Source organism: Mesorhizobium opportunistum WSM2075, assembly GCF_000176035.2.
GTDB classification, from domain to species: domain Bacteria; phylum Pseudomonadota; class Alphaproteobacteria; order Rhizobiales; family Rhizobiaceae; genus Mesorhizobium; species Mesorhizobium opportunistum.
The window spans coordinates 3,102,150-3,115,576 of the sequence record NC_015675.1 but is presented as its reverse complement, the minus strand read 5'-3'; the positions used below and the strand labels follow the sequence as shown (position 1 = coordinate 3,115,576).

The following is a 13,427-nucleotide window of genomic DNA, read 5'->3' as shown; positions in this document are numbered from 1 at the left end:
GTCGCGGACAAGTGATCACCAAAGGGCGGCCACCAAAGGGAGCTGGAAATGCTCGATCTCTCCCGTGCCCGCGATCGAATGGTCAAAGTACATGTCGGCCGGCGTGGCATCCGCAATCGCGAGATTCTGCAAGCCATGCGCGAAGTTCCGCGCGAGGCTTTCGTCGATCCTGGCTTCGAAGAGTTCGCTTATGAAGACGGACCGCTGCCGATCGCGGACGGACAGACGATATCCCAACCTTATATCGTTGCACTCATGATCGAGATGGCGGATGTCAAAGCCGGTGATCACGTGCTCGAAGTTGGTACCGGTTCGGGCTACGCAGCCGCCGCGATGAGCCGGATCGTCGAACATGTCTACACGATCGAGCGTCATCCCGGTTTGGCTAAGTCGGCAAAACAACGTTTTGAAAAGCTGGGCTATCGCAACATCGAGGTCCGCACAGGCGACGGCACCAAGGGCTGGCCGGAGGCGGCACCATTCGATGCCATCGTGGTGGCGGCCAGCGGACCGGGTGCGCCGCTGGCTCTTCAGGAACAACTCGACGTCGGAGGCGTCCTTGTCGTTCCTGTCGGCGACGATCCGGATTTGCAGCGTCTGCTAAAGGTCACACGCACAGGCGCCTCGACCTACAGCGAAGAGGATTACGGCGGTGTACGGTTCGTCCCGCTCATCGGCGAACAAGGTTGGCCGGAAGGCAACAAGCTGACCGAGGTCGATCGGCCGCTCCGGCATCCGCCTCCCGTCAGCCTGCCCGATATGATCGCGAGGGCGGCTGAACCGCTTCCGGATTTCGACGATCCGACGTTTGGCGAATTGTTCGATCGGTTTGCCGACCGGCGCGTCGTCCTGCTTGGCGAGGCAAGCCATGGCACGTCCGAATTCTATAAGGCGCGCGCGACGATCACCCGCAGGCTCGTCGAACGGCACGGTTTCACCATTGTCGCGGTCGAGGCGGATTGGCCCGATGCCGCCGCGATCGACCGCTACGTTCGCCGTCGTCAGCCGCAAGCCGGCGCCATTGCGCCATTTCAGCGGTTTCCGACATGGATGTGGCGAAACACCGATTTTGCGGCTTTCATCGAGTGGATGCGCCACCACAACGAGAAGCTTGAGCCATCAGGGCAAGCGGGGTTCTACGGCCTCGACATCTACAATATGAGCGGGTCCATCGCCGCGGTTCTCGACTATCTCGACCGGGTCGACCCGCAGGCGGCGAAGGTCGCGCGCGAGCGCTATGGCTGCCTGACACCTTGGCAGAACGAGCCATCCACCTACGGCCGCGCGGTGCTCACCGCCGGCTATCAAAAATGCGAGAAAGCGGTGCTTGAGCAATGCCGGGACCTGCTCGCCAGACAACTCGAATATGCAAGGCAGGACGGTGTGGATTTCCTCGACGCCAGCCAGAATGCCCGGCTGATCGCCGCCGCCGAGCGTTACTATCGGATCATGTACTATGGCGGCGCTGAATCCTGGAACCTGCGTGACACCCACATGTTCGACACGCTGGAACATCTGCTGGATGCTGGTGGCCCGAACTCCAAGGCCATCGTGTGGGCGCACAATTCGCACATCGGCGATGCCCGCTACACCGAGATGGGTGTCGTCAGGGACGAACTGAATATCGGCCAGCTTTGCCGGCAGCGTTTCGGCGAAGAGGCCGCGCTGATCGGTCTTGGCACCCATTCCGGCACCGTGGCTGCCGCCAGCGACTGGGACGGGGAAATGGAGGTGAAGCAGGTTCGCGCCTCGCACCCCGACAGCTACGAGCGGCTTTGCCACGATAGCCGCGTGCCGCGTTTCCTGCTCGACTTGAGGCGCGACGAGGCGCTGCGTGAGCGCCTGCTGGAACGCAGGCTGGAGCGCTTCATTGGTGTGATCTACCGGCCGGAAACCGAGTTGCGCAGCCACTATGCCGACGTCTCCTTGCCCCGGCAATTCGACGCGTTCGTGTGGTTCGACAAAACCGCGGCGGTGACGCCGCTTGGCCCGGAACACGCAGGAACCGGTGTTCCCGACACCTATCCGTTCGGGCTTTAGCCGAGGCGGACAGCGAGCCCATGAAAGAGGCCGGAACAATTCATCCGGCTTGCGGTTTTGAAACCGAAAACCTCTTCGAAGGAGTTTTCTGATGACCGGAACCAAGCATCCAAAGTGGAAGAAACCGAGCGATGCCGACCTGGCCAACAACCCTGGTATCGGCACCTCGAAGGGAACGATCAAGGAAGGCGAAGAGTTCGAGCTTGAAGGCGAGAACACGGTTGAAGGCGACGTCGAAAACGACACCAATGCCGCCGGCGGGATCAACCCGAGACAGAAGATGCGGACCAACAAATAGCGTGCCGATGCACGCGATCAACTGTCGCCGTAGGAGTGAAGCATGACCCTCACACTCAGCAGTGCCGCCTTTGCCGAAGGCCGACAGATTCCCGAAAAATACACCCGGGACGGCAAGAACGTGTCTCCGCCGCTGAAGTGGGCTGGTGTGCCGGCCGAGACGAAGAGCCTCGTTCTCATCGTCCAGGATCCCGATGCCCCAAGCGGCATGTTCGGCCATTGGGCAGTGTTCAACATCTCCCCCGACACCCGCGAACTTCCCGAGGCGGAAAGCGGCAAGCCGGGTCCGCAGGCCCTCAGGCAAGCCACGAATGATTTCGGAAACGCCTACTATGACGGCCCTCAACCACCCGTCGGGCATGGCGTCCATCACTACCATTTCCGGCTCGCTGCGCTCGACACGCCGAGCCTTGCCATCCCGGCGAGCGCGGGCGTCGAACGTATCTGGCAGGAGGCGCAAAAACACGCGCTTGAGCAAGCCGAACTTGTCGGAACATACGAACGCGGCCGGTAGTTCGAGTGCCGTCAAACGAGTCCAATCGCGTCACCCATGTCGTCATGAGCGGAACGGTTCTTCTCCCTGCCGATTGTCTGGGAAAGGAGATGTGCCATGTTTGAAAGCGTCATGTGGTTGGTTGTCGTTGCCGGTGGGCCATTGTTGCTGCTCATATTGATGGCCTATGTTATTGCGACGCGTCGCCGTCCTGGCCCCGCCGAACGCAAGGAAAGCGACCGGGCGACCGACCGGCTGTATCATGAGGACAAGGGTTGATCCGCGTCGGGTAACGAAGACCTTATATCGTCTCAACCAGGCGACGATCCTCGCCTCCGGTCAGCGCATTATCCTCTGCCTCAACCACGTAAAGAACCTGCCGCTAATCGCTGAGCGGACCCTGCTGGCGGCCCAACGCGCTTTCATGGTTGAGCCGACGTGGCAATCGCAGACGATGTCGTGCAGCTGCCAGTCGTTCAGCTCGAAAAAGCGCTTTGCCTCACCATACGTATCGTCTTTCAAACCCGACGCACGCAGCACCGGATCTTCGAAGGCAACCGAAATTGCCGATCCCTCGCCCCGCATCGTCGCACGTGCTCCAGGGTGAAGATGTTCGGTGCCTGCAAACGCGCCAAGGCATCGCTCGGGATTACGCTCCAGCAGTTCAGCCCAGCGCTCTATGCGCTGATTTCGTGTCATTGCGGAATATGCAGCCGAGGATTCAATCTTGGCGACGGCATGCAGTTGGTCGAGTGTCTGATGTTTCATGGCCGACTCCTGTCGAGAGTGAACAGCCCACGCCTTCAGGAGAATTATCGCGCTGTGATGCCTCGACAAGAGCGGAAGATCGAAGCGGTCGGGATCGTCAATGGCCAGAAAGCGTTCAATGGCGCGGGTCGATAGCATCGGCCAGGGGGTCCAGGGCTGTTCGATCCGGGCCATTGTGCGACAAGCGGGCATTCAATAGTCTTTCCGCTGGGTCGAGGAACGCACGCATGACGCCGAAACTGAACCGTTGGAAGCGCTTCGCCGACTGGGACGAGCGGCCGTTGCGGCTGGACAAGTTCGCGGCTGAAGACCCTGCCAATGGCTTCTCCGCCTTCTCCAGCCCGGCCGATCCCAAACCCGGCATCGGCATCAAGGGCGGGCGCGTTGTGTCCCTCGATGGCGTGCTCGAGCACGACTACGACATGATCGACCGCTTCATAGCCCGCCATCACATCGACCCGGAGGTGGCGTCTGAAGCGATGGCGCTGGACTCGGCGACCGTCGCACGCTGGCTGGTCGACATGAACGTGCCGCGCGAAACGCTGGTGCGGCTCGCGCATGGCATGACACCCGCCAAACTCGCCGAGGTCGTGTCGCAGCTCAACGCGTTGGAGATCGCCTTTGCCTATTCGAAGATGCGGGCACGCAAGACGCCGGGTAACCAGGCGCATGTGACCAACGCCAAGGACGACCCGCTGCAGCTTGCCGCCGATGCCGCAACCGCCGTCGCCTTCGGTTTCGACGAGATCGAGACTACGATGCGCGTGTCGCGCAACGCCTGGTCCAATGCGGTGGCGTGTGCGGTGGGCGGCGCCGTCGGCCGCTGGGGAACGCTGTTCCAATGCTCCAGCGAGGAGGCGGAGGAGCTGCGCATCGCCATGGCCGGCTTCACGTCCTATGCCGAAACCGTTTCCGTCTACGGCACCGAAAAATCGTTCACCGATGGCGACGACACGCCGTGGTCCAAGGCATTTCTCGCCGCCGCCTATGCATCGCGCGGCGTGAAGATGCGCTGCACGTCGGGTGCCGGCTCCGAATTGCTGATGGGCTTCCATGAGGCAAAGTCGCTGCTTTACCTGGAGGCGCGCTGTCTCTGCCTGCAGCGAGGCATGGGGGTGCAGGGTACGCAAAATGGCGGCATCGACGGTGCGCCTTTGACCGCCACCATACCTGGTGGCGTCCGCGAGCTGATGGCTGAGAACCTCATCGCCGTCTGGCTCGATCTCGAATGCGCATCCGGCAATGACGCGCGCTCCGCCGAATCGGAGATTCGCGTCGGCGCCAAGATCCTTCCCTACCTGATTGCCGGCTCGGACCTGATCTGCTCGGGGATGGGATCGATCCTGAAATACGACAATTCATTCAACCCGTCGTTGATCAACGGCGAGGAGTTGGAAGACTATCTGGTGCTGCAGCGCGATTTCGAGGCCGATGGCGGATTGACGCCACTGCCCGAGTCACGCGCGATCGAGCTGCGCGAGCGGGCAGTGGAGGCGATCGCCGCCGTGTTCGAGGAACTCGGCCTGTCGACGCCGACCGAGGATATGAAAACCAGTGTGGTCTACGCCTCCGGCTCCGACGATACGCGCAGCCTGATGCCGCGCGACGTGAGCTTCATCAGCGAGGCCATCAAGGAGCGCGGCATCACCGTGATCGATGTGGTCAAGGTGCTGGCCAACCGGGGTTTCCGCGAAGAGGCCGAGAACCTGCTGAACGTGGTGAAGCTGCGCCTTTCCGGCGACTATCTCCAGACCTCGGCCATGATCCGCAATGGGCGCATCGTCAGCGCGATCAACGATCCGAACGACTATCTCGGTCCGGGCTCCGGCTATCGCGTGTCTGAAGAACGGCGGCTGCAGCTCAACGAAATCCGCGATGTGCTGGACCAGAAGGAAGTATTGCGTTCGGAGGCACTGCACGAGAAAGACGAGGCGAGACATATCCGCTATCGCAACGTTGGGCCCGCAGCCAATGGATCGGCGAAGGACGACGTGGTCATCGGCATCAGCCCGGCCTTCGGGCTGAAGTTTTACCGGACGACGGCCGGGCATCGGCTTTCCGAAGTCCTTGGCGCCATGCTGGATGCAATTCGCGGGCGCGGGCTCAAGGCGCGCGTCGTTCGCTTTCGCCATACGGCCGATACCTCCTTCCTCGGCCTGTCCGCTGCGCGGCTTGCCGGCAGCGGCATCGGCATCGGCATCCAGGCCAAAGGCACGGCTGTCATCCATCAGCGCGACCGCCAGCCGCACAACAACCTCGAACTGTTTTCCAATGCGCCGATCACCAGGCTCGAACACTATCGCGCGTTGGGTGCCAATGCGGCCGCCTATGCGCTGGGCGAAATGCCGGAGCCTATCGTCGTGCCGCAGCGGGGCGAGGCCATGGGTTCGCGCTACCACGCCCGCGTCGCCCTCATCTATGCCATCGAAACCGGGCTGACCGAGGCTGGTGCGGCTCCCGAAGAGGTCGATGTCATACTGACGGGAGCGAAATCATGACCCATACCCGCGCCGACTATCCACTTGCCGAGACACAGCCCGGAGAGGTGACCGGCAAGCACGGCAAGTCGCTTTCACAGATAACGCTGGACGCGGTGCTTGCCGGCGAGGTGACGATGGAAGACCTTCGCATCACGCCGCAAGCGCTGCAGGCTCAAGCCGATGTGGCGCGCGATGTCGGACGGCCGACACTGGCCCTCAACTTCGAGCGCGGGGCGGAACTCGTCGAGGTGCCGCAGGATTTTATCATGCAGGTCTACGAACTGCTGCGCCCCGGCCGCGCTAGGTCCAAGGAAGAATTGCTCGAGGCCGCCGCCACGATGCGCGATACCTACCAGGCCGAACGCATCGCCCGTTTCATCGAAGAAGCCGCCGAGACCTATGCGGCGCGCGGCCTTTTCACATTCCGCTTCTGAAAGGACCGCATGAGCTGGAAAACCGGATTCCGTTCGCTCTACTACCTCGGTGCACCCGAGCCGGATGATCCGGTGCTGGTGCCGGCGCAAACCGCCATCCTGGTCATCGATGTTCAGAACACATACCTGGAACGGCCGGATCGCGCGTCGCTCACGCCAGAAGAACAGCATCGCTACGATCTGTGGACGCCGTTCCACGAGCGCATGCACGGCACGGTCATACCGAACACGGCAAGACTGCTCGATCTGGCACGGCAAAATGGCATTGAATGCCTTTTTGCCCGTATCGCCAGCCTCACCAAGGACGGCCGCGACCGTTCGCTCTCCCAGAAAATGCCGGGCTGGAACAATTTGCTGCTGCCAAAGAACGACGCGCCGTCGCAGCTGGTTGCCGAGCTTCAGCCGGTCGGCGACGAAATCGTGGTCACCAAGACCACCGATTCCGCGCTGACAGGAACAAATCTGCGCCTGATCCTGCACAATCTCGGCATCAGGAATGTCATCTGCTGCGGCATCTTCACGGACCAGTGCGTGTCCTCGACCGTGCGCAGCTTGGCGGACGAAAGCTACGCAGTCATCGTGCTCGAGGACTGCTGCGCGGCGGCGACCGAGGAGCTCCATCGCAAGGAGCTCGAAATCATCAACATGATCTACTGCCACGTCATGTCGAGCGGCGAGCTATGCAAAATCATGGCCTTGGCAAAGTGACGCTGCGTCCGTAGTGTCACGCTGCACGCGCAGGCTGGGACACATCGGCCGCTCCGTGCGGGGACCAGACACAGCTGTCACGAATGGAGAGGGCTTCATGGCCATAGAAACTGCACGCGGGACGATCGACGTCTCGAAGAGTAACAGCATCAATCTTTTGCACTCCAAGGCCGTGGGGCTCGCGGGAGTGCTCTTTCTGGCCGTCACCGGCGCGGCGCCAATGTCGGCGATGCTGGGCAATGTGCCGTTCGCGGCAGGTTACGGTATCGGCAAATACACGCCGGCCGCCTTCCTGATGGCAACGATCGTGCTGACCATCTTCTCGGTCGGCTATGCCGCGATGGCATCGCGCGTCTCGTCCGTCGGCGGCTTCTATTCCTTCATCAGCCAGGGGCTCGGCCGCGAGGTCGGCATGTCGGCCGGCTTTGGCTCGCTCGCCTGCTACTCACTGTTCGAAGCCTCTCTCACTGGTTTGTTTGCATTTTTCGGCAATCTTTGGCTTTCCCAGCATTTCGGCATCAACGTGCCGTGGATCGTGCTGGCGCTCGCCATGATCGTCGTCATCGCGGCGCTTGCCTATCGCGACGTGAAAGTGTCGGCAAGGCTGCTCGGGATCGCACTCATTCTTGAAGTGATCATGCTGGTGATCTTCTCGCTGGGCGTGCTTTTCGCTCATGGCCCGACGAATTTTTCCGGCGATTCACTAAATGTGTTCAAGGTGTTCACGCCTGTCGCCGAGCAGAAAGTCGGTGATGTGGCCATACCCGCTGGCGAGGCCGCCGTCGGTATCTTCATGGCGTTCTGGTCGTGGGTCGGCTTCGAGATGGCGCCGAACTATGCCGAGGAATCCCGTGATCCCAAGCGCATCATTCCACAGTCGCTGTTGATTTCGGTGATTGGCCTTGGCCTGTTCTACACCTTCGTCAGCTGGTGCGCGGTGGCGGCCTATCCCACCGAGGCCGACATGGTGGCCAAGGCCTTCTCCGATGGCGTGAACTTCTTCCTGACACCGGTTCAGAATTATGTCGGCGGCTGGGGCTACCAGCTGATGTCGCTGCTCATCCTGACCAGTTCCTTCGCTTGCGGCATGGCCTTCCACAACACCGCTTCCCGCTATCTGTACTCGCTGGCGCGCGAAGGCGTCCTGCCGCAGGTGATCGCGGAGACGCATGACCACCACAAGAGCCCGCACAAGGCCTCGGCGCTGCAGTCGGTGCTGGCGGCGATATGGGTACTGCTCTACGGTCTGGCCTACGGCTTCGACGATCCGTCGGGACAGGCCTGGCTTGGCGTCTATACGCTGTTCGCGGTGCTGGGTACCGGACTGCTGCTGGTGCTGCAGGCCGTAGTCTCGCTGGCGATCTACATGTGGTTCAAGAAGAACGGCGGCGGCAGCCTGCTGACCACAGTCATCGCGCCGTTGATCTCGCTGGTTGTCCAGTTGCTCCTCGTCTACACGCTGGTGGCCAATCTCGCGACGCTCGGCGGCACCAATGGCTTCGCCAGGAGCATCCCCTATGTCGGGCTTGCGATCCTTATCGTCGGCCTGATCTGGGGCTTCGTGCTGAAATCCGCCAACCCCAAGGCGTACGAGAACATCGGTCACATGGTGAACGAGGGCTAGGGGCGGACGCCGCCCTGGCATCTTTTCGGCAACGGGGACGGGGCATCACCCTGTCCCCGTCTCATTTTGGAGCTTCAGATCATGACCCAATCTTTGAAGGGTCGATCCGTCGTTGTCACCGGCGGATCGAAAGGCATCGGCAAGGGCATAGCGCGAGTGTTTGCGCTATCTGGCGCCAAGGTCGCCATCATCGCGCGCCATCTCGACCAGGCCGAAGCAGCTGCCGCCGAGATCGGCCACGGTGCCTTCGGCGTGGTTGGCGACGTCACGTCGCTTGCCAGCATCGAGAGCGCCTTTGCGACAGCGGCCGCGAGAAACGGGGGCATCGACGTGTTGTGCGCCAATGCCGGAATTTTCCCGCAGGCCCGGCTAGAGGAGATGACTTCGGAACAATGGGACGAGGTCGTCGACACCAACCTCAAAGGCACCTTCCACGCGGTCAAGGCGGCGGTTGCCTATCTCAAGAAATCCGACCAGGGCCGGGTCGTGCTGACGTCATCGATCACCGGCCCGGTCACCGGTTTTCCCGGCTGGTCGCACTACGGCGCCACCAAGGCCGGGCAACTCGGCTTCATGCGCACCGCCTGCATCGAGCTGGCGAAATACGGCATCACCGTCAACGCCGTCATGCCGGGCAACATCATCACCGAGGGCCTTGCCGGCCTGGGCGAGGACTACCAGAAGACCATGGCCGCCTCTGTCCCGCTCAAGCGGCTCGGAACCGTGGAGGACATCGGCTACGCCGCACTCTACTTTGCGTCGAAGGAAGCCGCATACGTGACGGGACAGACGATCATCGTCGATGGCGGCCAGATCCTGCCGGAGAGCCTGGAGGCCCTGGCATAAAGCTGTTCATCGCGAACCGCTCTATCTCCTTGTTTTGATGCCATTCCCAAGCAAAAGCGCTGATATTTTTCCTGAATCACTCTAGGAGAACTTGCTCAGATAGGCTTCGCACAGCCCCTCCGTTCCCTCGGTGTATGGCAGGCCCATCGACCTGGCGAGGTCCGTTTCAGCGTGCGAGCCGATCCAGGCAACCAGCAACAGGCGGCGCAGCATCACGAAGGTCGGGATCTCGTCCTCGTCCGCCTTGGGCAGGTCAAGCACGCGGCGATAGCCGGTCGTCCACGATTGGATCAGATCGGCTGTCTGCGGCTCGTGCTCGTAGAAAGAGATGGGCGTAGCGGCGTCGTACATAAACCAGCCGAAGCCGCAGTCGTCGAAGTCGATGACCTTGACCGTCTTGCCGTCGATCAAAAGGTTGGCGAGCCGCAGGTCGCAATGAATGAGGCCGAAGCGGTCTTGGCCCTTGCCGAAGGCATCGAGCCTGCGGCCGATCAGCTCCGCGGCACGGCCAAAGAGTTTGGCTTTCGCGGCGTCGACGCCCATGCCGTCGCGCCAGCGCCCCCAATGGGGTCTTTCCTCACCGAGGCTTGTCTCGAAATCCCACACGTGACGGCTGAACCAGGAAGGGCGCCGCCACTGCCGGGCATGGATGTGCATGCGGGCCGTCACCTCGCCCAGCACCTCGAAGGGCTCGCCAAGCGCCTCGCCTATGCCCGGCTCCGCACCGGTCTCCCATTGCGACAACACGACATTGCGCGGTCGCGCCAATCCGGCATGGCCGACAAGCTGGATTTGGTCGCCGTCCTTGCCCGCGACCGGAACGGGTGTGGGGACGATCCCGGTCTGGCGCAGATCCGTAAGCCAGGCCAGTTCGGATTGGATGGCCGTTCTTGAATGGTAGCCGTCGCGATGGATGCGAAGCGCCCAGCGCCGGCCGTCGCGAGCTGCAATCTTGTAAGTCGCGTTCTCCGACAGGTTGATCATCTCGACGGAGACATCCGCCGGCAAGTCGTAGTTGGCGGTGGCCGCCTCCGCCGTCTCCTGCAGGATGCCGAGTTGCTGGTCGTGAGTGAGCGCATCGAAATCCGTCATTGTCCGTCCTGCCCGATCATTACACCATCGTCCCCTGCCCGACCCTGGGCTATCCCGGCAAGTCCAGTGGCCAGCCCGCACTCGATGCCTGGCAGTTTCAACCAGGTCCGGGGCATGTCAACTCGCCTTGCCTGCCTGATGCAGCAGCTCGCGGGCGCGTGGCATCGCGGCATCGAAACGATCCATGATGTCCCGGCAGGTTTCGGAATCCAGAAGAACGCCGGGCTTCCATTGCAGCACCCGCTTGTCGAGCGACGAGAAAATCGCCCAGACGCCCTGCTCATAGAGTGCACGCGAGACGAACACGGCGCCTTCCGGATGATTGCTGAACTCCAGGCCGAGGATCACGCCTTTCTGGCGCACCCCGGTGAAGATATCGCCGTGACGAGCCTGCATCTCACGCATGGCCTGCGCCATGAACTCGGTCACGGTGCCGACATTGGCGACCAGTTCAGGCCGCTGCAGCATCTCGATGACCTTGTGAGCAACGACACAGCCGAGTTCCGCCCCGCCGGTGGTCGAGATGTGGGCCGCCCCGTCCTCGTTGAGCCAGCCACCGGCCCTGTCGTTCACCAGCGTCGCGCTGATCGGATAGAGGCCGCCGGACAGGCCCTTTGCCGTCACCATGATATCCGGCTGGACGCCATAGGCCTGCCAGCCCCACATGCTGCCGGTCCGCATCAGGCCGGTCTGGACCTCGTCGGCGATGTACATCACGCCATGCTTTTCGCACAGCGCCTTGCAGGCGCCGAGATAGCCGTCCTTCGGCATCGGGAAGCCATAAGTAGCGGGGATCGTCTCCATGATCAGCGCCGCGACGTCTTCGCCCTTCAGCGCCTGCTCCATGGCGTCCATATCGTTGAAGGGAACCTGGATGAACGTCTCCGGCTGGTCGGAAAGAAAGATCTTGGTGAAGCGATCGTCGCCGGTCGCCACCGCGAGTCCCGAATGCCCGTGATAACCCTTGATAATCGACACGATCTTGCGCCGCTTGGTGGCATAGCGAGCGCTCTTGATGGCGATGTCCACCGCCTCCGCGCCGCCTGGCGCGAAGATCGCATATTTCATTCCCGGTGAGACATTGACCAGGGATTCGGCCAGCGCCGTCCGCGCCACGGAGGGAAACCAGTGGTTGCCGATATCGAAATAATCGAGCGCGCTCTTCAACGTCTCGACCAGTTCCGGATTGCGGTGACCGAGATTGTAGGTGCCGCCATTGAGGTGCAGGTCGATCAGGCGGCGGCCCGACATGTCGTAGAGGAAATAGCCTTCCCGCCTGCCGATCACCAGATCGATCCCGGCTTTCTGCCAGAACCTGGTCTTGTCGGGATTCCAGAAACGGATTGCCTTGTCGAAAAAATCCTGCTTCGACTCGAACTTGAAGGGGCCGAAGTCGTACATGCCTGTTTTTCCCCGGAGGTTGGTCGGCGCGCACCCAAGCTTGGGGGGCTCGTCCGCCGATGATGCAGGATTACGGGCCGGGGAGAAAGGGGACTGAAAGATGATCCTGAAGAACAGGACCGCAATCGTCACCGGGGCAGGATCGGGCATCGGCAGGGCGGCAGCGCTGATCATCGCGCGCGAGGGTGCGGTGGTCGGCGTGACGGACCGCAGCGCTGACGGCGCGAACGCGACTGTCGACCAGATTGTTGCTGCTGGTGGCCGGGCGAAAGCGCTTGTGTTCGACCTGACCGACGATCAGGCGCTTGAAGCCGGTTTCCGCGATTTCATCGACACACAAGGCGGGATCGACATCCTGCACAATCACGCCGGCGTACAGGTAGAGGGTGACGTGCTCGGTGTGAGCGTCAAAGGCTTCGACACGTCCTGGACGCTCAACGTGCGGGCTCACTTCCTCGGTGCCCGCATCGTCATGCCCTTCATGAAAAAGGCGGGTCGCGGGGTCATCCTCAACACGTCGTCGAGCTCCGGCGTGCTCTACGATCGCGAGATGATCGCCTATACGACGACCAAGCACGCGGTGATCGCGATGACGAAGCAGATGGCGGGCGACTATGGCCGGTTCGGCATTCGCGTCAACGCGCTTTGCCCCGGTTGGGTCGACACGCCCTTCAATGGCCCCTTCATCGCCCAGATGGGAGGCCGGGAAGCCATCGAAGCCTACATCCGCGAAAAAGTGCCGCTTGGTCGTTGGGCAAGCGTCGAGGAAATCGCGGAGGCAGTGCTGTTTCTTGTATCCGACCGGTCCTCGTACATGACGGGCCAGATTCTGGTTATCGATGGCGGAGAGACGGTGGTCTAGGCGTGGGCTTCAGGAGGTTGTCCAGGCAGCGCTTTCCACACAAAATCAACACGTTAGCAGCTGATTCGCCAGCCCATATCTCTTGCATGATCTCACCTGGGACGGTGGGCCAGCAACCTTCGCGCCAAACCGCCCGATTCCGTCCCAAAAAAGTGGCGACAGGCCAACAAGATGTGGCGATGGGGAGAATGATAATGGTGGTGCTGTCAGTCGGTCGCGAACCAGTCTCTGCCTGAATTTCCCTGTTAGGCGTCGAAAAACAGCGAATTTTCGGCGGTTTTCGGTTTTGGAGCCAATTCCGGCCTGAAATCACAGCGCACTTTCAACGTCTTCGCAGAGAATTCCCTATTCGACCTAACAGGGAAATGGAAATGCCCTAACA

General features: G+C 61.6%; 13 protein-coding genes. 10 read left to right on the top strand and 3 right to left on the bottom strand.

Annotated features, from left to right (window positions below; all coding sequences use genetic code 11):
* The first annotated feature begins 48 nt into the window (after positions 1–48).
* The 4 genes from MESOP_RS14900 (at position 49) to MESOP_RS35615 (ending at position 3,109) form a co-directional block, all read left to right on the top strand.
* Entirely contained in the window at positions 49–2,040 is a 1,992-nt protein-coding gene (locus MESOP_RS14900) for a protein-L-isoaspartate(D-aspartate) O-methyltransferase (RefSeq protein WP_013894140.1), read from the top strand.
* A gap of 91 nt (positions 2,041–2,131) precedes the next feature.
* Complete coding sequence (locus MESOP_RS14895; RefSeq protein ID WP_013894139.1) at positions 2,132–2,338, top strand: hypothetical protein; 207 nt, start codon at positions 2,132–2,134, stop codon at positions 2,336–2,338.
* 42 nt (positions 2,339–2,380) lie between these two features.
* Positions 2,381–2,851, top strand: a complete 471-nt coding sequence (locus MESOP_RS14890) for a YbhB/YbcL family Raf kinase inhibitor-like protein (protein ID WP_013894138.1) — start codon at positions 2,381–2,383, stop codon at positions 2,849–2,851.
* A 96-nt stretch (positions 2,852–2,947) separates the two neighbouring features.
* The gene (locus MESOP_RS35615) at positions 2,948–3,109 is read left to right on the top strand and encodes a hypothetical protein (protein ID WP_013894137.1); all 162 of its coding nucleotides are present in this window, start codon (positions 2,948–2,950) and stop codon (positions 3,107–3,109) included.
* 60 nt (positions 3,110–3,169) lie between these two features.
* Here MESOP_RS35615 and MESOP_RS14885 read toward each other — a convergent pair whose 3' ends face one another.
* Positions 3,170–3,598 carry a hypothetical protein gene (locus tag MESOP_RS14885; RefSeq protein WP_013894136.1) on the bottom strand — a complete coding sequence of 143 codons (429 nt, stop codon included), beginning with the start codon at positions 3,596–3,598 and terminating at the stop codon, positions 3,170–3,172.
* Positions 3,599–3,825: 227 nt separating this feature from the next.
* Between MESOP_RS14885 and MESOP_RS14880 the strand changes: the two genes are divergently transcribed.
* The 5 genes from MESOP_RS14880 (at position 3,826) to fabG (ending at position 9,690) form a co-directional block, all read left to right on the top strand.
* Positions 3,826–6,096, top strand: a complete 2,271-nt coding sequence (locus tag MESOP_RS14880; protein ID WP_013894135.1) for a propanediol/glycerol family dehydratase large subunit — start codon at positions 3,826–3,828, stop codon at positions 6,094–6,096.
* A complete protein-coding gene (locus tag MESOP_RS14875) occupies positions 6,093–6,512 on the top strand; it encodes a diol dehydratase small subunit (protein ID WP_013894134.1) in 420 nt (139 codons plus the stop codon). Before MESOP_RS14880 ends, MESOP_RS14875 begins: the two co-directional genes overlap by 4 nt.
* Before the next feature lie 9 nt (positions 6,513–6,521).
* Complete coding sequence (locus MESOP_RS14870; RefSeq protein WP_013894133.1) at positions 6,522–7,220, top strand: cysteine hydrolase family protein; 699 nt, start codon at positions 6,522–6,524, stop codon at positions 7,218–7,220.
* Positions 7,221–7,317: 97 nt separating this feature from the next.
* Entirely contained in the window at positions 7,318–8,844 is a 1,527-nt protein-coding gene (locus MESOP_RS14865) for an APC family permease (RefSeq protein ID WP_013894132.1), read from the top strand.
* A gap of 81 nt (positions 8,845–8,925) precedes the next feature.
* Positions 8,926–9,690 carry a 3-oxoacyl-ACP reductase FabG gene (gene fabG / locus MESOP_RS14860; protein ID WP_013894131.1) on the top strand — a complete coding sequence of 255 codons (765 nt, stop codon included), beginning with the start codon at positions 8,926–8,928 and terminating at the stop codon, positions 9,688–9,690.
* An 81-nt stretch (positions 9,691–9,771) separates the two neighbouring features.
* Here the strand turns inward: fabG and MESOP_RS14855 are convergent, their stop codons facing one another.
* Together MESOP_RS14855 and MESOP_RS14850 are read right to left on the bottom strand one after the other, a co-directional pair.
* A complete protein-coding gene (locus MESOP_RS14855) occupies positions 9,772–10,782 on the bottom strand; it encodes a phosphotransferase enzyme family protein (protein ID WP_013894130.1) in 1,011 nt (336 codons plus the stop codon).
* A gap of 117 nt (positions 10,783–10,899) precedes the next feature.
* On the bottom strand, positions 10,900–12,183 hold the full coding sequence (locus MESOP_RS14850) for a class-III pyridoxal-phosphate-dependent aminotransferase (protein ID WP_013894129.1): 1,284 nt from the start codon (positions 12,181–12,183) through the stop codon (positions 10,900–10,902).
* Between the two features lie 100 nt (positions 12,184–12,283).
* On the opposite strand from MESOP_RS14850, the gene MESOP_RS14845 reads away from it, so the two are divergent.
* The gene (locus MESOP_RS14845) at positions 12,284–13,045 is read left to right on the top strand and encodes an SDR family NAD(P)-dependent oxidoreductase (RefSeq protein ID WP_013894128.1); all 762 of its coding nucleotides are present in this window, start codon (positions 12,284–12,286) and stop codon (positions 13,043–13,045) included.
* The last annotated feature ends 382 nt before the right edge of the window (positions 13,046–13,427 follow it).